The 21,228-nt window shown below is 70.4% G+C and carries 23 protein-coding genes and 1 pseudogene; 11 read left to right on the forward strand and 13 right to left on the reverse strand.

Annotation, left to right across the window (positions count from 1 at the left end; all coding sequences use genetic code 11):
- Positions 1-49: 49 nt before the first annotated feature.
- The 3 genes and pseudogenes from ACFWB8_RS08220 to ACFWB8_RS08230 form a co-directional block, all read left to right on the forward strand.
- Positions 50-1,120: pseudogene (locus tag ACFWB8_RS08220) on the forward strand (BCCT family transporter); the annotation flags it as partial.
- A gap of 224 nt (positions 1,121-1,344) precedes the next feature.
- The gene (locus ACFWB8_RS08225) at positions 1,345-1,569 is read left to right on the forward strand and encodes a hypothetical protein (RefSeq protein WP_385223677.1); all 225 of its coding nucleotides are present in this window, start codon (positions 1,345-1,347) and stop codon (positions 1,567-1,569) included.
- A gap of 461 nt (positions 1,570-2,030) precedes the next feature.
- Positions 2,031-2,246: a DUF6243 family protein gene (locus ACFWB8_RS08230; protein ID WP_385223678.1), complete on the forward strand. Its 216-nt coding sequence runs from the start codon at positions 2,031-2,033 to the stop codon at positions 2,244-2,246.
- Positions 2,247-2,498: 252 nt separating this feature from the next.
- Here ACFWB8_RS08230 and ACFWB8_RS08235 read toward each other — a convergent pair whose 3' ends face one another.
- From ACFWB8_RS08235 to ACFWB8_RS08250, 4 genes are all read right to left on the reverse strand, one after another.
- Positions 2,499-2,897 (reverse strand): STAS domain-containing protein, encoded by a 399-nt coding sequence (locus ACFWB8_RS08235; protein ID WP_385223767.1) that lies wholly within the window; start codon positions 2,895-2,897, stop codon positions 2,499-2,501.
- Positions 2,898-3,524: 627 nt separating this feature from the next.
- Positions 3,525-4,262, reverse strand: a complete 738-nt coding sequence (locus tag ACFWB8_RS08240; RefSeq protein WP_385223679.1) for a class F sortase — start codon at positions 4,260-4,262, stop codon at positions 3,525-3,527.
- Positions 4,259-5,086 carry a hypothetical protein gene (locus ACFWB8_RS08245; protein WP_385223680.1) on the reverse strand — a complete coding sequence of 276 codons (828 nt, stop codon included), beginning with the start codon at positions 5,084-5,086 and terminating at the stop codon, positions 4,259-4,261. Before ACFWB8_RS08245 ends, ACFWB8_RS08240 begins: the two co-directional genes overlap by 4 nt.
- A 166-nt stretch (positions 5,087-5,252) precedes the next feature.
- A complete protein-coding gene (locus ACFWB8_RS08250; RefSeq protein WP_385223681.1) occupies positions 5,253-5,693 on the reverse strand; it encodes a ribosome-inactivating family protein in 441 nt (146 codons plus the stop codon).
- A gap of 771 nt (positions 5,694-6,464) precedes the next feature.
- Here ACFWB8_RS08250 and ACFWB8_RS08255 point away from each other — a divergent pair.
- On the forward strand, positions 6,465-6,752 hold the full coding sequence (locus ACFWB8_RS08255) for a hypothetical protein (RefSeq protein WP_385223682.1): 288 nt from the start codon (positions 6,465-6,467) through the stop codon (positions 6,750-6,752).
- Positions 6,753-7,262: 510 nt separating this feature from the next.
- A complete protein-coding gene (locus ACFWB8_RS08260; protein ID WP_385223683.1) occupies positions 7,263-7,502 on the forward strand; it encodes a hypothetical protein in 240 nt (79 codons plus the stop codon).
- 100 nt (positions 7,503-7,602) lie between these two features.
- Here ACFWB8_RS08260 and ACFWB8_RS08265 read toward each other — a convergent pair whose 3' ends face one another.
- Positions 7,603-9,000: an MFS transporter gene (locus tag ACFWB8_RS08265; RefSeq protein ID WP_385223684.1), complete on the reverse strand. Its 1,398-nt coding sequence runs from the start codon at positions 8,998-9,000 to the stop codon at positions 7,603-7,605.
- 101 nt (positions 9,001-9,101) lie between these two features.
- Between ACFWB8_RS08265 and ACFWB8_RS08270 the strand changes: the two genes are divergently transcribed.
- Complete coding sequence (locus ACFWB8_RS08270) at positions 9,102-9,629, forward strand: winged helix-turn-helix transcriptional regulator (protein WP_385223685.1); 528 nt, start codon at positions 9,102-9,104, stop codon at positions 9,627-9,629.
- Between the two features lie 516 nt (positions 9,630-10,145).
- On the opposite strand, the gene ACFWB8_RS08275 is transcribed toward ACFWB8_RS08270, so the two are convergent.
- Complete coding sequence (locus ACFWB8_RS08275) at positions 10,146-10,613, reverse strand: hypothetical protein (RefSeq protein ID WP_385223686.1); 468 nt, start codon at positions 10,611-10,613, stop codon at positions 10,146-10,148.
- Between the two features lie 78 nt (positions 10,614-10,691).
- Positions 10,692-11,396, reverse strand: coding sequence for a hypothetical protein (locus ACFWB8_RS08280; protein WP_385223687.1), 705 nt, complete (start codon positions 11,394-11,396; stop codon positions 10,692-10,694).
- A 63-nt stretch (positions 11,397-11,459) separates the two neighbouring features.
- Between ACFWB8_RS08280 and ACFWB8_RS08285 the strand changes: the two genes are divergently transcribed.
- Positions 11,460-12,224, forward strand: coding sequence for a polysaccharide pyruvyl transferase family protein (locus ACFWB8_RS08285; RefSeq protein WP_385223688.1), 765 nt, complete (start codon positions 11,460-11,462; stop codon positions 12,222-12,224).
- On the forward strand, positions 12,221-13,075 hold the full coding sequence (locus ACFWB8_RS08290) for an aspartyl/asparaginyl beta-hydroxylase domain-containing protein (RefSeq protein WP_385223689.1): 855 nt from the start codon (positions 12,221-12,223) through the stop codon (positions 13,073-13,075). The genes ACFWB8_RS08285 and ACFWB8_RS08290 overlap by 4 nt, the downstream gene beginning before the upstream one ends.
- A 5-nt stretch (positions 13,076-13,080) precedes the next feature.
- Here ACFWB8_RS08290 and ACFWB8_RS08295 read toward each other — a convergent pair whose 3' ends face one another.
- Together ACFWB8_RS08295 and ACFWB8_RS08300 are read right to left on the reverse strand one after the other, a co-directional pair.
- On the reverse strand, positions 13,081-15,192 hold the full coding sequence (locus ACFWB8_RS08295; RefSeq protein WP_385223690.1) for a sulfotransferase family protein: 2,112 nt from the start codon (positions 15,190-15,192) through the stop codon (positions 13,081-13,083).
- Positions 15,189-16,550, reverse strand: coding sequence for a 2OG-Fe(II) oxygenase (locus ACFWB8_RS08300; protein WP_385223691.1), 1,362 nt, complete (start codon positions 16,548-16,550; stop codon positions 15,189-15,191). Before ACFWB8_RS08300 ends, ACFWB8_RS08295 begins: the two co-directional genes overlap by 4 nt.
- A gap of 56 nt (positions 16,551-16,606) precedes the next feature.
- Here ACFWB8_RS08300 and ACFWB8_RS08305 point away from each other — a divergent pair, with 56 nt between their 5' ends.
- Positions 16,607-17,551: a hypothetical protein gene (locus ACFWB8_RS08305; RefSeq protein WP_385223692.1), complete on the forward strand. Its 945-nt coding sequence runs from the start codon at positions 16,607-16,609 to the stop codon at positions 17,549-17,551.
- Here the strand turns inward: ACFWB8_RS08305 and ACFWB8_RS08310 are convergent.
- Positions 17,502-18,305, reverse strand: coding sequence for a hypothetical protein (locus ACFWB8_RS08310; RefSeq protein ID WP_385223693.1), 804 nt, complete (start codon positions 18,303-18,305; stop codon positions 17,502-17,504). The genes ACFWB8_RS08305 and ACFWB8_RS08310 overlap by 50 nt on opposite strands.
- An 88-nt stretch (positions 18,306-18,393) precedes the next feature.
- On the opposite strand from ACFWB8_RS08310, the gene ACFWB8_RS08315 reads away from it, so the two are divergent.
- Positions 18,394-18,609 (forward strand): hypothetical protein, encoded by a 216-nt coding sequence (locus ACFWB8_RS08315; RefSeq protein WP_385223694.1) that lies wholly within the window; start codon positions 18,394-18,396, stop codon positions 18,607-18,609.
- A 158-nt stretch (positions 18,610-18,767) separates the two neighbouring features.
- On the opposite strand, the gene ACFWB8_RS08320 is transcribed toward ACFWB8_RS08315, so the two are convergent.
- The 3 genes from ACFWB8_RS08320 to ACFWB8_RS08330 are packed head-to-tail and all read right to left on the reverse strand — an operon-like array spanning position 18,768 to position 20,575.
- Positions 18,768-19,145 carry a hypothetical protein gene (locus ACFWB8_RS08320; protein WP_385223695.1) on the reverse strand — a complete coding sequence of 126 codons (378 nt, stop codon included), beginning with the start codon at positions 19,143-19,145 and terminating at the stop codon, positions 18,768-18,770.
- Positions 19,146-19,186: 41 nt separating this feature from the next.
- Positions 19,187-19,591, reverse strand: a complete 405-nt coding sequence (locus tag ACFWB8_RS08325; RefSeq protein WP_385223696.1) for a peptidase inhibitor family I36 protein — start codon at positions 19,589-19,591, stop codon at positions 19,187-19,189.
- Between the two features lie 24 nt (positions 19,592-19,615).
- On the reverse strand, positions 19,616-20,575 hold the full coding sequence (locus tag ACFWB8_RS08330) for a hypothetical protein (RefSeq protein WP_385223697.1): 960 nt from the start codon (positions 20,573-20,575) through the stop codon (positions 19,616-19,618).
- A 145-nt stretch (positions 20,576-20,720) separates the two neighbouring features.
- Here ACFWB8_RS08330 and ACFWB8_RS08335 point away from each other — a divergent pair, with 145 nt between their 5' ends.
- On the forward strand, positions 20,721-21,224 hold the full coding sequence (locus ACFWB8_RS08335) for a hypothetical protein (protein WP_385223698.1): 504 nt from the start codon (positions 20,721-20,723) through the stop codon (positions 21,222-21,224).
- The last annotated feature ends 4 nt before the right edge of the window (positions 21,225-21,228 follow it).

Below are 21,228 nucleotides of genomic sequence, written 5' to 3' on the forward strand. Positions count from 1 at the left end.
AGGTGCGCCTGTGTCTCAGGAGTAACGTAAACGGGGAAAAAAGCCGCGGCTGCCCGTGAAGGCGGCCCTGCCCGGTCGCCACCCGCACGAGGACGAGGCGCCCGTCACCGACCGGGTGGTCTTCGGCGTGACGGCCGTGCTGACCTCGGGCTTCGTGATCTGGGGCGCCACGGCCACCAGCGCGCTGGAGAGCGTTTCGACGCCATGCTGAACGGACTGATGCACAAAGGGGGTTGGGCGTTCGTCTTGGTCGCCTCGGGGTTCGTCGTCTTCGCACTCTGGCTCGCCATCAGCCGGTACGGACGGATCGAGCTGGGCCAGGAGCATGAGAAGCCGGAGTTCAGCACCGTGTCCTGGGTCGCCATGATGTTCAGCGCCGGCATGGGCATCGGCTTGATGTTCTACGGCGTCAGCGAACCCCTCGCGCACTACACCAATCCGCCGCCGGGCACCGACCCCGCCGACCCGGCGGACGCCATGCAGACGGCGCTCGCCACCACGCTCTTCCACTGGACGCTGCACCCGTGGGCCATCTACGCGGTGGTCGGCCTGGCCATCGCGTACAGCACCTTCCGGCGCCGCAGGCGGCAGACGATCAGCGCCGTCTTCGTCCCGCTCCTCGGGAAGAAGCACGCCGAGGCACATCAACATGGTGCTGGCCGTCATCCTCGCGGTCTTCGTGTTCATCGTCGGCCCCACCATCCTGGTCCTCGACCTGATCCCCGCCTCCCTCGCCGCGTACTTCGACGAGCTGCCCCAGCTGATCGGCCGCACCGAGGCGTCCACCGGCAGCGGTGATGTCGCCGACTGGCTGAGCAGCTGGACGGTCTTCTACTGGGCCTGGTGGATCTCCTGGACGCCGTTCGTCGGCATGTTCATTGCCCGCATCAGCCGGGGCCGCACGATCCGTCAGTTCGTCGGCGGCGTCATCCTGGTGCCCAGTACCGTGAGCCTGGTCTGGTTCGCCATCTTCGGCGGTACGGCCATGCGCCTGAAGGAGCAGGGAAACCTCGGCAACGCGACCACGCCCGAGGCACAGCTCTTCGGCGTGCTCCAGGAGTTCCCGCTCGCCGGCGCGATGAGCCTGCTCGTGATGATTCTGGTCGGCATCTTTTTCGTCCGAAACATGCCCTGAGCTGCACAAACACTCGAGTTGGTGCGGTCAACACACCGAGGGGGAGCCGGTCACCTTCGACGTCGCCCAGGGACAGAAGGGCTCCCAGGCCGAGAACATCGTCTGCGCCTAAGCAGGGACTTGACCCGACCCGCCCCGTCCCGCTGTCAGTACCGGATGACACACTGACGCGGAGCCGCCATAGGCGGCCGCCACGACGAAGGGGAGCAATGGAGCGCAACGTACCGCCGGACAGGCAGGGCACAGGTGCCGATGTGCTGGACAGCACTCTCTTCCTGCCCGGCCCTCCCACCGTCACTTCCGGCATGGCCAAGGGCGGCGGGCAGAAGCGGACCACGCTCGTTGAGCAGATGGCGCTGATGCCGCAATTCCTGGAACCCCTGGGCCTGCGCGTCGTCGACGACGTCGACGACGATCCGGACGACGAGCGCTGAGGGCACGAGCCCTGGCTCGTCCGACTCCCGTCCCTGCCGCAAGGGGCCCGCGCGCTCGTCGAGGCCGGAATCGACTCGTCTAAGGTAGTTCCTAGCGGCGGGGCGCAAGTGAGATGATTTCTCATGCCGTCAGTGTGCTCGCGACCACTGGCAACGCCCGCGGCGGCCCAGTAACGCCCATCGGGACCTGCCCCGGGCGGGCGGCGTCCACCGGCGGGTGCTGGCGGTGCTCGGAAGGAAACGGCTGACCCCGGGCGCTCACCGAAGGCCCGGCCGACGCCGGGGCGGCGAAAAGGTTGGTGTGCGGGGTCGACGGAACCGGGTAACGTCTTTGTCATGTTCTTCCAGACACCGATTTACGAGTGAGAGCGTGATGGGCCCCTGCGGACGTCCTTCGACGTCGCCGCCCGTCCCCCACCGATGAATCCGTAGATCACTTCACATCATTACCGGGAGAACCCGTGACCGTGAGCAAGAACATCAACAACCCCGTGGGCCAGGGCGGAGGCAAGCGCAAGAGGCTGTCCCGCGCCGAACGGCAGAACAACGGTCCGCACCGCAACCTCGACCGCCAGGGTGCAGCCGACCAGAAGGCGGAGCTGGTGCGCAAGATGCGCGAGAAGGCAGGCGCAGCTGAGGGCGCCGGGCAGGCGCGCGACGACACCGCACAGAGCTGACGCACCGCCGCCGCAGGGCGGCACCGCACGGGGCAGGGCCCGGACCGCGAGCGCGGTCCGGGCCCTGTTGCCGTATCGGGGCTCTGCTGCCGTTTACCTGGCGCGGCCGGTCCCGCTCAGCTCTCGGCCGCCACCCGCGTCTCAGCTGACCACCCGGGGCAGCCGCAGATTCGGCAGCCCGTCACCGCCACCACCCCGAGCTGCACCAGCAGCTCAGCGCGCTCCCCGTGCCCAGCCCGGCGACACCGCAGCTTAGAAGTGGCCCACTCGCTCGGGTCCGAAATCCACGATGTCCCGAGCGCGTTGTGCCCGTTCCTGGAGCAGGCGTCGGAAGCTCGCCACCGCGTACCGCTCTCCGATGGCTGAGCCCGGGCCGCGAATACCGGCGACCGTTGCCATGAGCTGCTGGGGCTGGGACTGCCAGCCGACGGCCAGTACGCGCAGGCCCAGACACTCCGCGCGCCTGTGCAGGTCGAGGAGGTGGAGCAGGCCGTCGGCGTCCATGGACACGACGCCGTGCAGATCGATCATGAGGTCTCGCGCACCGGCAGTGACCTCGGCGAGTGCCTGCTGGAGTGCACTGCCGGCATCCTCGGTGAGTCTCCCATTGGCGCTGACCATGACTGAGCTGTCGCTGCGCTGGACATCCATGGTGATCAATACGTCGCTCCTTCTTGCCCGAGGCGGACTGCCTGGCGGGCGACCATCCTGGTGCGCCGCCGCTCGGGCCGCCCCGGATTCACGATGTGTCTCGATAGTCTGAGGGATCGCGGTACCCCGGGCAGGGAGCCGTGCGGCGGGTCCGGTCAAGGCTCGGCCGGACAACTGCGCGGAAGGGGCGTCACCATGCTGTGGACGGTGACCGTCGGTTCTGAGACTGCGTGGCGGGGGGGGCCCCCCCCCTAAAAAACAGGGGGGGGCCCCCCCCCACGGAGTATTGGAGGGCGGTGGGGCGGGGGCCCCCCCCCATTTAACCATGGGGGGGGGCCACCGCCATGTCGTCGTGTCCAGGCGGATGGCCGGGGAGCCGGGTGAAAGCGGACGCTCGGGGGTATCCGGGGAACGTCGGGCGGTCGCCGTGACGCAGCAGGGAACCTGCTCACCTCCAACGATCGACGGCCGTCCCGGCCCCCGAAGCCGGGAGCGACGCCGACCGCTACGACCATTGAAGCCGCAAGGTTCAGAGGGCGGGGGCGCTGTCGCAGCGCACAGGAGCCGATGCGTGATCAGTACGATCCTGGGGCTGACAGATGGCCTTCCCGTCGCCCTCTGTCCTGGTTACGCGGTCCCCGTCATGCGGGCGAACACGACCACGTTGCTGTCGTAGTAGTGCTTCTTCGGGTCGAAGTCGCCGCCGCAGGTGACCAGGCGAAGGCCCGCGTGATCGAGATTCTTGTAGACCTCGAGCGTGGGGAACTCGGCCTTCGGATATTCGGCGACCCGGTCCACCGTGAACGTGACCGTCTTTCTGTCCTGTCGCGTCACCTTGATGGTGTCACCGGCCTTCAGCGTCTTCAGCTTCTCGAACACGGCAGAAGCGCCGTTCCATGTGACATGGCCTGCGATCACGGCCGGCCCCTGCGAGCCGGGGGTCGGCCCTGGCTCGTACCAGCCCGCGAGAGCGGGGTCCTTCGGGGTCTGCATGGTTCCGTCCTGATTCAGCCGCAACGTCTCCAGGGAACTGGAAAGACCGAGTGACGGAATCGTGATCTTCTGCGGCTCCGACCGGGCGAGGACGGGCTCGGCCCGGCCCGTACCGCTCTGCGCCCCGCCCTCGGACGCCATGTCGTGGCCGCCGGTGGACGCCTTCCCGGCAGGAGCGCTTCCGGCGCCGTCGGCGGCGGGTGTCCCGCTCTGCTGGGCCTGCCCCTGAGGGACGGGGGGCGCCCCCGCGTCATGGCCGGCGCACCCCGCGAGGAGCAGCGCGGCCAGGGCGGCGGCAAGGGGGCCTGCGGTCCGGCGGCGGCGGGGCCGCACGGCGGACACCGCAGGAGCGGAGGCGCGGGTGTACGTCACGCGGCGCCCCCGGAGGTCTCCGTACGGCCGGGGACCACGGCGGCCCGCCTCCGCGCAACGCCGATCGCGCCCGCCGTTGCCGCGTACGCGACGGCTGTCACCCCGGCCGCCATCCCGAGCGGCAGCGTCACGCTCTGCGGAGAACCGCCGCCGGTCTCGATGCCGCCGACCGGAATGGAGCCCACGGCCGCGCCCTTGACCTCTCCGCAGTTGGTCGGTGCCGTGGCCTCCTGGGGCAGCTTCGGGTCGAGCTCGCTCTTGCCGGCGCCGTCGAAGTCGTACTTGTCGTTGTTGTTGCGGTCGATGCCGTGCTGTACGACGTGCAGGTCCTTGATGTGGTCGACCACATCCTGGCCGACGGTGATCGTCCGCTCGTACGAGACCTTGCCCTGCTTGTCGGCGATGGGCATGCGCTCTACGGCGAGCCCGCTGGCCGCCTTGGTGTCCCCGGACGTGGTGAGCGAGATGTTGATGTCGCCGTAGTCGACGGTGGCCTCGGTGTTGCTGAGGACTCCGTCGCCGTCGGTGTCGTCACTGGCATTCGGGCAGTGGAAGTCGTGACCCTTGGTCGAACCGTGCAGATGCTGGGCCGACGGCTGTCCGGGCACCATGCCCTCGGACTCTATTTGCACGGTCAGCTGGTTGCCCTTGAGGCTGAGCATGACGGTGCCCCGGGAACCGGAGTCGTTCAGCTGCGCCAGGTCGATCTGGTAAGCCTTCCCACCCTCAGCGAGAGCTGGGCCTGAAAGGCCCAGCGTCAGGAACACGGCCGCGGGCACTGTTGCCAGCAGCACGAGACGGCGACCAGCGCGCTTTGCTATCACATTCACTCCTGTTCCGTGCATCCCCGGGGCGGGAATCGCAGGTCGTATGGGGTTGAATGATCTTCCGGAGAGGATCTCGCTGCTTATTCGAGGCGCCAACGTCCTTGGATTGGCGCATGTTTGAATTATTTTCCGGACCCGATGCGAAGAACTGATCGCCCGCTGGTCACGCGGCTGCCCATGTCGCCGTCGACAGGGGTCCGCCGGTCATCCAGATGCGTGACACATCGTCTGCCAGCCGGGGGGAACGGGCAGCCGCGGAGAGCATCTCCGAAAGCACGAGAATCCCGCGTGCGGTGCACTTCGGATCGCTGTTCCGGTGCAGCCAGATGACGGCATTGATCATGGGGCGGCGTCCCAGGGGAAGGGTCGTCCGCCGGGCATCGGCCGCCGCCTCGAGGGCAGAGCGGCCTCCGCCGAACGGCAGGGCTGCCGTTCGGGGGATTCCCGGTGGCGCGGCCGAGTCCCGCACGTGGCGAAAGAGTGCTTCCGGCGGGGCATGCCCATTCTCGAACGTGTTGCGGAACCCGATGATACGAATGTCCGAGTCCTGCGAGAGGAGCGCGGCGTAGAGCTCGATGAACAAGCCTCTCTGCTGAATGTTCATGGGGAGGTACCGCACAACACTTCCCTCCCCCCACCCCACCCTTCCGGGAAGCCACGGAGCCTCCGCTGCTCTGGACCGGACGGCAGAGACGAGGAGTTGGTACTCCTCCACCGAGGCATCCTCCACGGAAAACGACACGGGTTTCAGCACGACGGAATCCGTCAGGGGGAGGAGATCAGAACTCGGGCTCCCTGGAGGATGTTCCACCGCAGCCGGTTCGATCTTGCTGCACTGGCGCTTGCTGCACTGGCGCACGACAAATCCACCGCCTTCGACATAACTCCGATCGACGACGGATCGCAGCATCCGTGTCCCCGGGCCTGGTTCGGTCCGGTTCTTTGTAGCCGCTCGCACGGCGGAGGGGCGAATACTTGCCCTCTGATGCTAAGAACTCATCGCGGGATGACGAAGCACTACGGCACCGGGCTGGTGCGTCAGCTGCAGGTCCGGCACCTGGCGCTGGAGCAGTACCCGTTCTTCGTTCCGGGGCTGGTGCTGTCGGCTTACACCCGAACGTGCCCAGTCAGGTACACGGCTACGTACCCGGCCTTCGCGGGCCTTGAGGCGGTGGAGGTGCCGGGTTCACCGCGTCGTCAGAGTGCGGGACAGTGGCAGCCATCAAGGGCGCCCTTCGGGCGCTGCGCTGCGCGCTGGGCTCCGCCCCAAGGCCTGCTGTCCCCGGTCAAGGGCTCAGGCGGAGCAGGCATGGTTACGTCCTCAGCTACTGGGTAGCGTGTGCGGAGTGATCAACACCCGATACAAGGAGTAATCGTGCCTGAAGAGACCGCGGACAACCTGATCATCCCGAGCGAGGTCACGGAGGCGGAGAACGCGACGCTCGCGTTGGAGGAAAAGGATGGCACCTACGCGTTGAAGGCAACCGGCGGTCCCACCGTCCCGGCCTCCATCCGCGTGGTTGACGCTGCGGGCAACGCTGTCGCCACCTACACGGCAGGGCCGCCCATCACGTCGAGGATGTCGATGGGCGAGCGCTATGAGATCGTCATCGACTTCGACCAATTTCAGCCGGGGTCGCAGGCACCGGGCACGCTTTCCTGAACGTTGTGGCCGCCCGGGCTCCGGGCGGCCACACGGATGCTCTGGGAGGACCAGCGCATTCAGCGGCCCCGGACTGCGGAGGGTCGCCACAGGGGTGACGTGGCCATGTTGCCGCTGAGCGCCTCGTGGAGCTGCCTTCGCCGGGGCCAGCCGGCAGCCAGGGTGGGTAGGCGGCAGGCATTACTGCGCCGATCGCGGAAGTCCGGCTGCCGCCGGACCCGGGCCTTGACGGCCTTTTCCGCGCTCCTTCGCCCCCGTGGTCGGCCTCCGTGCGCCGCCAACCTGAGTGGCGCGAGGGCAGACACCACGCCAACCACCAGGGAGCGCCTGGCCCTTCGACACGCTGGCGCGTGATAGGGAACTGGCCTGTTGCCACTGTCTCGGGACTGGCTACTTATCGGGCGACCCCAGTGCCTTGGTGTTCAGCGTGCTGGGTACGTAGCCGTGTACCGAGCTGGGTACTTTCACGCGAACGCCGACAAGTGCCCGCATCGGGGCCGGGCGGCGGCCGTGCTGGCGCTGCTGACCGGGATGCGCAAGCGCGAGTGGTCCTCGGTGCTCGGTACCTTGGGCCACCGGCCCTGGTTCGAGGACTTCAGCCATGCCTCGACGCCTGCGGAGGCTGCCGCGCGGTTGCTCGACTTCATTCTGGCCGAGCCTGTCGACCGGGCGACTTATGGGGAGCTGGTTCGGGACGGCAAGGTGCTGCCTCGGCACGGCAGGGGCATGGCCGCTCCGCGTGCGAGCTGATCCGGGTTCGCGGGTGCCGCGCTCCTGAGAGCGCGGCCCTTCAGAGGCCCTTCGGGCGAGTGTGAGTCCCGTCCGTCCATCGACGGACGGGACGCGCTTCTCAGGCGACGCCGGCCTTCGTGGCCTTCGCGGCCTCGGCCGCCTTGGCGGCGGCCGGTCGCGGCTTGCGGAGGAGGGGGACCGTCGCGCACGCGGCGAGCAGGGACGCCACGGCGACCGCGTACCAGCCGTGCTGGAACGCGGCGACAGCGTGTCCGGGGGCCGGGGTGCCGAGGATGCCGACCAGGATCGCGACGCCGAGGACCGCGCCGATCTGGCGGCCCATCGAGGTGATGGCCGAGCCGGTGGCGAAGCGGGCCGGCGGCAGGGCGGCCGCCGACGCCCCGGTCAGGACCGGGAGGGTCATGCCGACGCCGAGGCCGGTCAGCATCATGCCGGGCAGGAGCGAGGCCACGTAGGCCGAGCCGGTGTCGAGCGTCGCGGCCCACCACAGGATGCCGGCCGCGAACAGGACGGTTCCCGCCAGCGCGATGCGGCCCGCACCGAATCTGGCGACGGCGGGCCCGATCCGCAACGCGACCGGCGGTACCAGCAATGGTCCCGGCGCGATGGCGAGGCCGGTGCGCAGAGCCGAGTAGCCCCACACACCCTGGCACCACAGCACCGCGCCGAGCAGCATTCCGGCGAACGCGACGGTGAACAGCGTCAGGGCGGCCGCGGCGGATGCGAACGCCGGAACCCGGAGCAGCGGCAGCTCGACGATCGGCACGGGGTGGCGGGCCGAGCGCAGGACGAACCAGACGCCGAGCAGCACCGCGGCAGCCAGGCCGCCGAGGGTGCCGGCGCTCGTCCAACCCCAGTCAGGAGCCTTGACCAGGCTGAGCGCGAGCGTTGCGATCGATCCGGTGAGAAGGGCGGCGCCGAACAGGTCGGGCAGCGGACTCTTCTCCGCCCCGGCGCGTCCGGGCGACGGCAGCACCTTGACGCCGAGCGCGAACGCCGCGATCCCCACCGGCACGTTGACGATGAACACCCAGGGCCATCCGGCCTCGACCAGCAGCCCGCCGACCACCGGTCCGAGTCCGGCGGCGATCCCGCCGATCGACGCCCAGGCCCGCACCGCCCCGGCGCGCTTCTCGGGCGCGGTCGTGTCGAGCAGCAGCGCGAGCGACGTCGGCATCAGCAGCGCAGCGCCGGCGGCCTGCACGAGCCGTGCCGCGACCAGCATCCCGACGTTGGGAGCGAGTGCGCAGCCGACCGAGGCGAGGGTGAACACCGCCAATCCGGTCAGGAAGACGGGCTTGTGGCCGGAGCGGTCGGCGACGCGGCCGGCGACTACGAGGAGCGCCGCGAAGACGATCGCGTAGCCGTTGAGGACCCAGGAGAGGGAGCCGAGGCCGCTGCCGCCGAAAGAGCGGCCGATCTCCGGGAGGGCCGCGTTGACGATGAAGAGGTCGAGGTTCGACATGAAGACCGCGGCCGCGACCGTCGCGAACACGGCTCGGGACGCCCTTTGTGGGTTTGAAACTCCAACTATCATGGATCGGAGGCTAGCCGTGTGGGTTTGAAAACACAACGGACTCGAGAGAGGATGGGGACGTGACCTCGAACGCGAAGCAGGGCGAGAACTCGGTTCCGCACCCCGAAGTGCCCGGTCGGCCGTGCTCCGTGGCCGCCGCGCTGCAACTCGTCGGCGAACGCTGGGCCCTCCTGGCGATCCGCGAGATCTTCTACGGCAACCAGCGCTTCGACCAGATCGTCCGCAACACCGGCGCCCCCCGCGACCGCCTCGCCGCCAGACTGCGCGCACTGGAAGAGGCGGGCGTGGTCGAGCGCCGCGCCTACAGCGAGCGCCCGTTGCGCTTCGAATACCACCTCACGGAGGCCGGCCGCGATCTCGCACCGGTGATGCGCGCGCTGCTGGTCTGGGGCGATCGCTGGGCGGTGGACACTCCGCCGGTCGCCTTCCGGCATCGCGGCGGGCCCGGCTCCGAGCACGACGCCGAGCACGACCTCGATCTCACGTCGACGTGCCGGACCTGCGGTGAGGAAGTCGGGTCGGGAGGTCTCACGATCGACGTGCGGGCGCCTGGATGGGATCGGGCCGGCCCGATCGAAGGCTCCTGAACTCAGCAGCGACAGACAGGGAAACGGTGGAGAACACTCCTGGTACTCGTTGATCTCCAACGGGATCCTGGCAAGGAGAGCCGCACGCCCGGCCACTGAGCTGGTACTCGGCGTGAACGGGGGACCGGCCTCACATGAAGCGAGCGCGAGCTGTTGAACTGGTCGAGGGGCTGCGACCACTCGCTCGTCCGGCCTCCATGCCGCTGGCGGGCCCGAATCACCTGACCGGCCGCCAACTGGACAGGGAGGGGGAGCGTCGCCCCGCCCGATTCGGAAGGTCCGGCCTCCTCGCTGATGAGGACGGACCCGTCGATCTCGATGTCCACCTTCGCGAGGGGAAGGAAGCCGAAGACGGTGACCGTCGTGGCGCACCGGTAGGACTGGGCCAGGGTCGGTGGCGAGAGCAGGGAGGGCCTCTGCCCCGGCTCGAGTTTGCTGACATCGACCGCCTGGTCGTCCATCAGGGGCTCCTTCCCCACCGTGACGAGCTCGGCGTGAACCGGGCGGAGGACTCCCTCAGGCGTACGCGTACGAGCTTGACGAGTACTCGGAGTACGAGCCGTTCATCTTCACGCGGGGAACGTCGCTGCCGCACTGCGCGCAGTGCACCGGACGGCCGCCGTCGCGGCCGCGGATGGTGAGCCAGGCCCCGTTCCTGCCGGTCAGTACGTCCCGTAGGCCATCCTTGGAGTGTCTGCCGAGGTCGACCGCCGATTTGGCGAAATCGAGGAAGGTGACGCGGCGCTCGCAGGAGGAGCACTGGGCGTCGAACACCTTCAGCGTCCCCTGGAGCGAGCTCGCGGGGGTACCGAGGTAGTCGGCCAGCTCCTGTGTCTCCGCGTCATTCATCACCCGCATGTGAGGCGCCTCGGTGAGCGGAAGGGCGTCGATCACGCCCTCCGCCACGCGATAGGTGCTCGTCGTCGCCGGCCTGTTCTTGAGGTGATCCAGCACCTCGTCGAGCGTCAGCTGTGTCTGCTCCACCTCGGGCACCTCTCCGTACGGCCTCGTGACATGGCGTGTCTGCCAGGCTGGCACCCACCGGGTGTCCCCACCACTCGACTACCCCGACCGGTCCCGGCCGAATGGCTCAGCCGTGGGCGGCTCGCGGACGACGAGGTCCAGTTCCTGCCGCAGCCCAGAGTCGATACCGGCTCTGCTCCAGTACCAACGGCAGAGCAGCGGGGGCGCGTCAGCGCTCTTCGCGTCGTACCAGGTGAAGGACGGGCGGTGGGCCGCGTGGGCGTGCGCGCCGAGCACGTTGAATTCGGAGAATCCGCGCGGCGGGCGGCCCGCCACGTACCGGTCGAGCGGAATTCCATGGCGCTCCAGGCACAGGGCGCGCAGTTCTGGGTACAGCCGGCGCGGAAAGGTGAACGGCGGCTGCTGCATGAAGTCGAACGCCACCGTACGGCCCAGGAAGCTCTCCGTCGGAGCGAGCCAGGGCCGATGCCGGCCGAGCTCGGCAACGGCTCGGCGGACGATCCAGGGCCGACCGTCGACGAGCAGGTCGGCGGGGGACACGGGACGGGAGAAGATCATGTCCGAGTCGATGTGGCAGATGAGGTCGGCGGCGGTGAACTCGTCCGCGTGCAGTTTGCTCACCTGCTGGCCCAGGTAGTCGTCGCGGTAGTCCGGGCCCACCTCCAGGCGTACACCTCCGCCGGCGGCCCGCCGTACGGCGGCCGCTCCCGTGCGCGGAGTGACGACGATCACCTCGGCGAAGCCCCGGCACCACTTCCGGACGGCGGCCAGCGCATAGCGCAACCAGGCGACATCGCCGTGGTAGGTACGGATGAACAGGGCGGTCCGGTCGCTACAGTGGGCGACGTGGTTGAGGCTGTGCCCGCCTTCTGGTGCCGGGCTCCCAGTCAGGGCAATGTCGGCGACAGGCTCACTCCCTGGCTGGTCCGGCGGATCTGCGGCGCGCCGGCACGGTGGGTCGCACCGCACGCGCCCGGCCTCAAACACTTCGTCACCGGAAGCGTGGTCTCCCTCGCCGGGCCGGGAGCCGTCGTCTGGGGAGCCGGCGTCATGCACGCCGGCGAGGACATCGACCCCCGGTCCGAGCTGGTCGCCGTACGAGGCCCCCTGACCCGGGAGGCGGCGCTGCGCTCCGGCGCCTCCTGTCCGCCCGTGTACGGGGACCCCGCCCTGCTGGTGCCCAGATACCTGCCCCGTGGCGGTCGCGGCACGGGGCGGCGTCCGGTGGTCGTCCCGCACTTCGCTGACAAGGCCCAGGCCCAGCGCGGCACTCCGGACGGCTGGCGGCTCGTCGATGTGCAGCAGCCGGTGGAAGACGTCGTCGAGCAGCTGGTTCGGGCCCCTCTGGTCGCCTCGTCGAGCCTGCACGGGATCATCCTGAGCCACGCGTACGGCATTCCCGCCGTGTGGATCCGCTACCGGGACCTGCCCAGCGGCGACGGCAGTAAGTTCCACGACTATTTCCTCTCGGTCGGGGTGCCGGTACCCCCGCCCGTGCCCGTCGGCCGGACCGGCGGCGGGCTGGACTCGGGGGAGGTTGCCGATTTCGCGACGCTCCCGGCACGGCTACCGGACCTTGACCTGCTCCTGGAGAGGTGCCCGTTCCGTTGACAGCCCAAGAGCCGCCGATCGCGCGGGATCAGTACCTGGACCAAGGCGTGCAGGGCGTGCAGGGCCTGCAACAGGTCCTCGACGGCATCCGGGATGCCAACTACCACCGTCCGGGCATTCGCTGTCTGCGGCTGATGGAGACCAACGCCGCCACGGCCGCGCGGCTGAGCGCTGACGTGGCGCTGCTGAGGACCCGGCAGCGTTCCTCGTCGGCGGACGCCCCCGGACATGTGACGGCATGGACCGGCCCCCGCGGCCGGGTCGAGCAGTTCAGCCTGCTCAACGCCTCCGGGCGCTGCGACGACTTCTCCCGCGACCACGACCTGTCCTGTTTCGGCAAGCGCTTCCACCATGGCGCGCACCACCCAGCCCTGGCCGCGCTGATCGGGTCCCTGCCGCACCTGGTCAACTTCCGGGTCAACGTGCTGGGTCCGGGCGCGTCGCTGGCCGCGCACGAGGAACACAGCGTCGTACGCGCGCGATCGGGCGCGGTGGGCATCCGGGCCCGTTTCCACCTGCCTCTGATGACTCATCCCGCGGCGACACTGCTGCTGGACGGGGACGTCCACCACCTGGAGGCCGGGGCGGTCTACCTCGTCAACCACGGGTGCGTGCACGCGGCCGAGAACGGCGGGCCCGCCGACCGCATCCACCTCGTATGGGACATGCTTCTGACGGCCGAGGCAGCAGCGGTCATGTTCGGGCAGGGGCCGGCGCCGGACGGATTCACCCGGACCCCCCTGCGCGCCGCCCCGCCGGCCGGACGGCGGGCGGTGACGCGGTGGGAGCGCATTGCTCCCCAGGTCAGGGAGGCCGAGGCACGTGGCATCGGCCTCCTCGATGTGCAGTAGGCGTTTCAGTACAGGGTCCTGCGGAACTCGGCGGGGACGTAGTGGAACAGCAGCGAGGTGTGGGTGCTGCCGTCGGGCAGCGGCGGGCGTCCGTGCGGCAGCCGTGTTCCCCTGAAGAGGACGGCCTGGCCGGGCCGCTGGACGACGGACACCTCGCCCCGGGGGGTCCCCAGGTGCAGCGGCCAGCCCCCCTCGATGCCCGGACCCGACTCCCCCAGCAGTAGGGAGACGGTGTACTCACACTGCTCCCGGTCCACGTGGCGGCCCAGGACCGCGCCGCCGCGGTATGCCGACACGTACGAGTACGAGGGGCGCACCGGCCGGCCGGCGATCCGCCCCACCAGGGGGCGGAACTGGTGGTGGAAGAAGCGGGACAGCGACTCGTTCTGCCAGCCGTAGCGGCCGGTCACCTGCGCGTCTCCCAGGGGCCACGAACCGGTGGCGATGAGCTGTTCGTAGTAGTCGAGCAGGGCCTCGCGGTGCCGGGGGTGCACCATGTGGTCGATCCGGCACATGTCGGCGTGCTCGAAGTCCGCGGCGGCGGCCGCCACGACGGCGTCGGCCCGGGCAGCCGTCCGCGCGCGTCGCTCCGCCGACCCCAGGGCGCCGGCCCGGGCGAGTGCGGTGCGCAGACGAGGGGGAAGGTTCGGCGGGAGCGGCCGACCCGGGACCAGCGCGCGCAGGACCCAGAATTCCTCGAAAGAGGTCCAGAACGGCGCGAGCGCTCCGGTGCCGGGGTCGTCGGTCCACAGGATCGGCAGGTCGGGCAGGAATCGGTCCCGGAACCGGGCACGGCGTACGAGGCTCAGTGGGATGGTGACCCCGCCCTGGAGCACCACGGCCGGATCGAGGACCTCGTCGTGCCCGAGATCGGGCAGTACGGCGGGATCGTGTTCCGCCGTGCCGGGATCGGCGAGCCAGCACACGAAGGAAGGGCGCCGACGGAGGTCGCGGGTCGCCTGGGGCATCGATGGACGTCCGTTCGTGAGGCGTCGGCAGGTCCGCGTCACGGAGTCGAGGGCCGACGGGTCGAAGCCGGGTGTAAGGCGCCATTTGCCGGGGCGCGGCGGTGTGATCGTCGTGGCGGACAGCGGCAGGTCCCGTCCCGGTGGTCCGGCGGGCAGCCCGAGTTCCCGCTCCAGCCACCCGAGCGTCCGGGCCGGGGCCCCGCTCAGCGCGGCGTAGTCGACGTCCACCCAGCGGCCGGCCGTCCGAGCGTTACGGCAGTCCAGTACCGCGTCCACGGCGGCCGCCCACTGGCGCGCGGCGATCCGCGACAGGTCCTCGTCGGCCCATCTGCGCCAGCCTGCCGGCAGCAGCAGGTGCCAGGCCCGCCGGGGCCAGCCGGGCAGGTCAGGGATGTTGACGAAGGCCGGATGGGTCCAGGCGCGCACCATGCTGGCCACAGTGTCGCGCGGGTCGCGGTGCAGATGGACGACGGTGGCATCGGGAAACATCCGCAGCAGGAAGGGGAGCCGCAGACAGTTCTCCGGGGTCTTCTCCAACAGCCTCGGGGGCGGGGCCTGCGGGCCGCCGCAGTCAAGCCAGTTCCGGCCTCTCGCATCGCGCAGCTCTGCGAGGAACCCCGCGCGCACGGTCCCGCCGTGCCGGTCGGCGTGCTCCGCCCCCAGCGCATGCGAGGCGTACCCGCCGGCCGACGGGTGGAGCGCGGGAACGCCTTCGATCACACCCTCGCTCTCCCCGCCGATCGTCCACAGAGCCGGGTGCCGGGCCAGGGCATCGAACAGAGCCGTACTGCCCGAACGCGGAGGCGAGACGATGATGACGGGCGCATCGGCCGCGGCCGCAGGCACCGCGCGCACCGGGCCGGTGACGGGCGGCCCGAGACGGCTCAGCGTGGGGTCCTGCGTGGCCCGGAAGGCCTCCGCCGCCGGTGCCGAGGCGAACAGGTACCGGGCGCGTACACCGTGGGCATCGGTGCGCACGCCGCGGGCAAGCAGCTCCGCGACCCTGGGGAAGGGGGCGTGGTGCAGGACGCGCGCCGCCGGCCGTGCCTGGCCGGACGGGAGAACCACCTGGCCGATCACGGCCCAGGCGACGGCTTCCGGTCCGGTCTGCCGAGGGCCGGCCTCCCGTCCGCCCGGAGCGTCGCTCACTGCCGGTGGATCCAGCCGGTGACGCTGAATCGGCTGTCCGCGAACGACTTGCTCGGCACCCGGACGGGGAGCACCTCGTGGTCGTGCCGGCTCGGGAAGAACATTGCGAGATTGGCGCGCGGAACGATGGTCTGGCTGCGGTCCGTGGGGACCACCGTGCCGTTTTCCAGGACCGTCTCGAAGACCCGCAGTTCCCCACCGGAGAACCGGCGGGGTTCACCCGGGAAGAAGTACACGAAGCTCAGCTCGCGGGTGTCCCCGCCGTCGCTGTCGCGGTGCATGCCGAAGTAGTCCCGGTCGCCGTTGGCTGTCACCTGCAGTTCAATACGGCCCAGGGGGAACGCCGGGTGATTCATACGACCTCCGACCTGCTGGAGGTGTTCCTTGATGCGCTCCGTGAACAGCGCTTCGTAGGGGCCCAGTTCGTCGAGGACGAGACTGCTGCGCACGCGTTCGTCAACCACCGGATCCGTGGCCCCGGACATCTGGACCGTGGCCGGTTTGAACTCGGATTCCCGACTGAGCACGTACGCGCGAAACTCGTCCGCTTCCGCTTCCGCCAGGAACTGCCGTACGCCCTGGGCCACTTCTGCGATCGCATCCCTTTCGTAGCGGCCGGTGCCCGTCGGCACACCGGCCGGCTTGCTGTAGTGGCCGCCGCGCACCAGGCGGGCGATCTCGGAGGGCACGGACGGCCGGTCCACCACCCATTCCGCGCGGGAACCCAGGTAGATCGTGTTGTGGAACGCCGCGTTGAGCTCGAACACATCGTCGTCGAGGGCGCCCGCGAGCACGTCGACCGTGTCGGCCTCGGCCAGCCCGAGACCTTGCAACAGCTCGCCGGCCGGTGCGCGGTAGGTGAGGTAGCGCGCGGCCTCCGTGAGGAACGCGTCCTCCGTACGCTCGAAACCGACGCGGCGCAGGATCAGGTCCGCGAGCCGCGAGCCCTCGGCGAGGAGGTAGTGCACCTCGGCGTTGGGGTCGACGGCCAGGGTCTCCAACGCTTCCTTGTACACCGCGGCGCACAGCCCGACGTTCGTCAGGTCCTCGTCGGCGACGTGCACGGGGCTCAGTCCCCAGCAGCCGTCGCCGACCAGGTGGGTCTGTACGAAGGCGACGATGTTGCGGGCGCCGAGCCCCCACGGCGGCCACGGCCGGTCGCGGACGGCGGCGAAGACCTGCGAATCGCCGTCGCCGAAGAGCGGCAGCACGACCTCGTCCATCAGGTGGGGCGTGCCGACCCGACGGAAGAAGGTGTGCAGAGCCGCCTTCGCGGTTTCGCTCAGTTCGTCGAAGATCTCGATCCGCGTGCCGCCGTTGCCATCGGTGAAGAAGTCGCGTCTGATGGGCTGGGTCATGGCCTCTCCTGTGGGTGCTGCCGTGGCTCTGTGCCGATTCGAGTGAGGTTCGACTGGTGAACCCTGTTGTGGGCACACCCTTCCTGCGGGTGACCGGGCCGGGCGGCGAGGAGCTGCCCTGGGTCATGGTCCGCGCGCCGATCGTTTCGCGCGCCCACCACCTGCGCCTGGCCGAACTGGCCCGCGCCGGCAACCGCTTCGCCGGCGCCACCAGCTATCTGGGCTTTCCGGGGGCACACTGGCGCGACGAGCGCGACTACGGACTGCTGTGCGAGGCGTGGATGCACTGCTTCCGCGATCCGGACCGCTTCCTGCCGCCGGCCGGCCCTCGTCTGCGCACCGGCGAATCCGACTTCACCGACCCGCTCCGCGTGGATCCGGCGCGGGTGGCCGCGGCGGGCGGGGCAGCAGGGGTGGCGCCACGGCTCGCCGCCGACGTGGTGCACGTGTCCGGCCGGGAGCCCTGGCGCGGGGAGGCGAAGAACTGGCCTCTCGCCGCGCGCTGTCTGCGCCGGCTGGCCCGGGAGACGAAGCTGCGGATCCTGGTGGTCGACCCACCGGCCGAGGCCGAGCCGATCCCCGGCGTACGGCTGGTCGGGCCGCTGCGCTGGCGGCAGTTGCTCGCGGTCATCGCCGGTGCGGGCTGTCTGTTCGTGCCGGCCGTACTCGATGCGTCGCCGCGAGTGCTGGCCGAAGCGCTCTGCCTCGATGTGCCGGTCGTCGTCAACCGGGAGATCATCGGCGGATGGCACTACGTCAATCCGTTCACCGGGGCGTTCTTCGACGGGGACGACGATGCGGTGGAGACGGTGCGGGCGGTGCTCGGTGCCGGACAGCGGCCCCGGGCCTGGTTCAGTGCGAACCACGGGCCGGCACGGGCCGGGGCCCGGGTGCTCAGCCTGCTGCGCCCCCTGGACGGATCCCTGCCCGAGCACCTCACCCATGTGCTGCTCACCCCCGACGGGGGTTCGCCGACACCGACCGCGCCGGTGACACGTTGAGGACCAGCCTGGTTCTGCCGCGCATGGGCGAGCGGTGGATCCACACGTCGCTCACCGGATGCGGGGACCAGTGCCGGCGTACGTCGAGATGCCGGAAGTAGACGGTGGTGTCGCGTGGCACCTGCCGGACGGCGGCGCCCGGTCGTAGGAACGAGGGGCTCTCGTCCATGGCGCACAGCTCGGCGAGCGTGGCGTCGCGGGCGGCGCTGCCCTCGGCGTGACGCTCCGCCAGGTGGGACAGCCGCTCCCGGCGCGCCAGGTAGGCGTAGAAGTCGCTCATGCCCAGCACGTCTTCGCAGGCCACGTACTCGGTGGTCGGACCGTTGTAGACCCGCACCGCTCCGACCGTGGGACTCTGCGGCGGCACCGTGTCCACGTGGAAGCCGCACCGGCGTGTGGGGGCCTCGGTGAACACGCGCACCATCACGTGGCCCGTCCGCGCCGTGTCCACGACCCGCGTCAGGATCTCCGTCATGTCTTCGACAAGAGGGCGCGCTACTGTGGCGGGCGCCTCGGCCAGGGCGGTGTGCGCCCAGTCGGCGAACCCGTGCGGGGTGACCGAGGCGAGGGTGGTGCGGGGGATGACCAACCGCCCCCCGGCCACGAGCCCGGCCAGCTCGTCCAGCCACGGTGCACGCCGACCGTAGGGAACGATGACCGCGCTCAGCGCGGGATCGTCCGCCAGCTGGGCGATGTCGTCTGCCGACGATCCGTGCAGGACACCGGCGCTTGTGTTCCGGGAGATGGGGACCACGGACCGCAAGGTAACGGGTGGCCCGAGGGGCCCCCGCCCCGACAGGCGGGCCCATCGGCCGGAGAACCCGTTCGGCCTACTTGCCCCGTTGGCGGCGTACGAAGGCTCCACGAAGAAGGGCAACCGATACTCGGTGCGCCTCATGGGCGTCGGATCCAGTGGCGTCCCGTACATCGTCGACCTCGATCCGGCGGGCATCGGGACCGTGGTCGCCGTGAACGTCAGCGGCGACGCCGCCTACAGCTACGGCACGGCCCTGGGACCCGTCGCCAGCAGGCTCTTCGCCCAGTCCGAACACCCCTGAAAGCGGGACTCGACCGCTGGCGATTCCCAGGGCACCGAAGCTGGTCGGAGGAGTGCCGGCGAGCCGAAGGCGGGTGGGCGGCAGCTCGTCGCTCACCCGGTACCGGCGGTCCCGGCGCGGGTGGTACGTCCGCGCCGGGACCGGACCTCCCGGCTTGCTCAGGGGCAGACCTGGACCGGGTCGGTCTCGCTGTAGATGTCGGTGTCCCGCATCATCCCCCAGGCCCCGTTGTCCGCCTGGGTGTACAGCCAGCGGTGCGGGTGAGGCCCCCCGATGTCGGCGCCGTAGTCGTACCGGCAGGCGAACCAGCTGTGGGTGCTGTACATCCAGCCCACGATCTTGCCGGTGTTGCTCCCCTGGTAGACCGGAGCCCCGTAGACGTTGGAGCACCAGAAGATCGCCGCGCCGGACGGCGCGGTGTCACGGGTGCAGCCGGTGGCGGCTTGGGCTCCGGTCGCCGGAACGAGGGCCGCGAGGGTCAGGGCGGCCGTCGCGAGGATCTTGGCCGTCGACCGCAGTGGTCTGGCGATGGTCATGGGGACTTGCTCCCTTGTTGGATGGGGTCGGTACGGGCGCGTCAGCAGCGCTGCTCCCAGGTGTGCGCGGACGCCTGGTTGTCCTGGGAGCCGTCGAGCGAGGCGTAGGCCTCTCCGGGACCGAGGCAGGCGAGCAGGTTGCCGTACTGGTGGTCCCAGGACGTGTTCTGGAAGACCCAGACGCGGGCCCAGCCGTCGTCGATGCCGTTGTTGGCCCAGGAGGAGGCGCGGTCGTTGGCGCCGCTGCGGGTGTAGTCGTCGTTGTTGCCGGCCCAGGCCCACATCCGGCCGCCGAAGTTCTGGTTGTCGTAGATGCAGAAGTTGCCGGAACCGCAGTTGGAGGGCATCCACTGCGCACTGGCCGCCGCGGTGGGGGCCGTGAGGGTGAGGGCGCCGAGGCCGAGGGCGGACACGGCGAGTGCGGTCATGAGTGTGCGCAGGCGCATGGCGGATCTCCTTGTGAGAAGGGTTCAGCGGAGCGCCGCCGCCCGGGCCCTGGGCAGGGCCTGGAGCTGGAGGCGGCGATAGGTGTCGAGGTCGGAGCGGTACGGGGCGCGGACCTCCTCGGTGAGGGGGTCCACGAGGCCGTCGACGACGCCGGCCAGCCCGCTGTCGGCGGCGCACTCGGCCTCGGTGACGGCGATCCGGCGTTCGGTGGTGCCCGCCGGGTCGTCCCCGGCGAGCAGTTCGGGCAGGCGCGCCTTCAGCGCGCCCGGGGACGCGGCACTCACGCCGTGCGTCTGCATGCAGGCGGACCACCGGGCGGCGGCGGCCTGGTAGGCGGGTTCGGCATGGAGCCGGGTGCCGGTCAAGGCGGTGAGGTTCTCGTCGATGACCTTGCCCGTGAACCAGTGCGGCAGGTCCCGGTACAGGGCGTGCCGGGCCCGCGCCGTGCAGCCCTGGTCGCTCGCGGTGACGGTGCCGGAGGGCAGCCGGGCGCTGAGCCCGGTGCGTTCCTTGCCGTAGAGGACCGTGAGAAACCTGCGGCGGTCGGGCTCCGGCAGCTTCTGCGCGTACCGGCTGGCCGGAGTGCTGCCCGGGCCGGCGCCGGACCGCCGTTGTTCGGCGATGCCGTAGCCGTGTTCGGCTGCCCAGGAGCGGTCCGCCAGGACGTGGGCGAGACGGGCGGGTCGGGGTGGCACCGGCTGCGCGTCGGGGCTGTCGGGACTGTCGAGCGGGAAGCCCTCGTAGCCCTGGGCCCGCATGCAGGCCTCGACCAGCACGTGTTCCGCCCGGGTGAGGGTGTCCTGCTCGTCGGAGGTCAGTGCGCGGTGTGACGGAGCCTCGGGTGGGGTGCGGTGTTGCGCGGCGCAGCCGGTGAGCGTCAGCCCGGTGAGCGTCAGCCCGGTCAGCAGGCGGCCGGCCATGCGGCGGAGCGCCGTCCGGGTGCGGGGCGGCATCGACTCTGTGCGCGCTGCTGCTCTCTTCACTGCCGGCTCCTTCCTGGCGGGTTGCGACGACCCGACTGTGCAGGGCCGCCGGGCCCGCGGGTACCTGCAACGTTCTAGGTGGGCGCGGGCCGCTCGGGGCGCTTGCATGGCGGTCACACATCAACCCCCGAAAGGCGGAACACAGATGTCAGGTCTCCGTTTCTCCGGTTCTCCCGCGCGGATCCGAGCCACCACCGGAGGACGCTCCCGTATCCGCCGCGCCCTGGGCGCGGTCGCGACGACCGCGCTGCTGGCAGCGGCCGGAGCCATCACTCTGCCCGCGGGCGCGGCGCAGGCCGCGGGATCCAGCTGCGGCGGCGGACCGACCGTCCGCGACTACCAGGGCCGCACCTTCTCGACCCGTACCTGCCCGACCTGGACCTCGGCCCACGTGCTGGACACCCGCTGGCCGACCGCCGGCCTGAGCGGGGAGCTGTACGCCGGCAACAACTGGGTGGTCTGCCAGGCGATCGGGCGGGAGAACCCCGAGCTGGGCGGAGGGAAGAACAACTACTGGCTGTACACGCAGGGCGACGTCGCCTACGACCAGCAGGGCTGGGGCTGGGTTCCCGCCACCGCCATGAGCTACGGGGTCAACTGGGGACGCATTCCGGGTGTTCCGGACTGCGCGCCGGACTTCCAGGGATGACGGC

The organism is Streptomyces sp. NPDC060031, assembly GCF_042736805.1.
GTDB lineage: Bacteria > Actinomycetota > Actinomycetes > Streptomycetales > Streptomycetaceae > Streptomyces.